Here is a 1,139-nt window from a genome sequence, read left to right as displayed (position 1 = left end):
CTAGTCTTCTGAGTCAGGAATTCTGTTCAGATGTATAGGCTTGCTCCATGGCACGGACGGGGCGGCCGAAGGCCGAGTTGACGCTGTCGGACGAGGAACGGGCCGCACTCGAGGGGTGGGTGCGGCGGCATTCCACGCCGCAGGCATGGGCATTGCGGTGTCGTATCATCCTGGCCTGCGCCGAGGGTGCGTCCAACAAGGACGTGGCTGCTGAACTTGGCTCCACGCCTCATGCGGTGGGCCGCTGGCGGGCCCGGTTCGTGCAGTACCGGATCGCCGGTCTCGGAGACATGCCACGTCCGGGCGGCCCAAGGACCGTGACGGACGAACAGGTCGCCGCGGTGATCGCCAGGACACTGGAATCCACTCCGAAGAACGCGACGCACTGGTCGACGCGGTCTATGGCCAAAGAGATGGGCCTCTCACAGTCGTCCGTGTCACGGATCTGGCGGGCCTTCGGACTGCAGCCGCACCGATCAAAGACCTTCAAGCTGTCGACTGACCCGTACTTCGTCGACAAGGTCCACGATGTCGTCGGCCTCTACCTGGACCCGCCAGAGCGGGCCTTGGTGTTCTGTGTCGATGAGAAGTCGCAGATCCAGGCCCTGGACCGGTCCCAGCCCGTATTGCCGATGATGCCCGGGGTTCCCGAGCGGGCGACGCATGACTACGTCCGGGCCGGCACCACCACCCTGTTCGCGGCTCTTGAGGTCGCCACCGGAAAAGTGATCGGCTCCCTGCACCGTCGGCATCGGGCCGAGGAGTTCAAGAAGTTCTTGATCAAGCTCGACAAAGAGGTGCCTGCCGGCCTGGATGTCCACCTAGTCTGCGACAACTACGCCACCCACAAGACCCCCGCCATCAAGAAGTGGCTCCTGGCCCACCCCCGCTTCCACCTGCACTTCACACCGACCGGCTCGTCCTGGCTGAACCTCGTCGAGCGATGGTTCGCCGAACTGACCAACAAACAGATACGGCGAGGCGTCCACAAGTCCGTCCAAGCCCTGGAGAAGGACATCCGCAACTGGATCGCCGCCTGGAACACCGACCCGAAGCCCTACGTCTGGACGAAGACGGCGGACGAGATCCTCGAACGCCTCGCCAGTTATCTGAACAGAATTCCTGACTCAGAAGACTAG

At 63.2% G+C, this 1,139-nt stretch carries 1 protein-coding gene; it reads left to right on the top strand.

The features are described from left to right. Positions 1 to 47: 47 nt before the first annotated feature. A complete protein-coding gene (locus tag ABZ646_RS47075; protein ID WP_360534045.1) occupies positions 48 to 1,139 on the top strand; it encodes an IS630 family transposase in 1,092 nt (363 codons plus the stop codon).

It is taken from the genome of Streptomyces sp. NPDC007162, from assembly GCF_040634175.1.
In the GTDB taxonomy this organism is placed as follows: domain Bacteria; phylum Actinomycetota; class Actinomycetes; order Streptomycetales; family Streptomycetaceae; genus Streptomyces.
The sequence above is the reverse complement of the archived record's forward strand: the minus strand, read 5'-3'. Positions and strand labels throughout refer to the sequence as shown.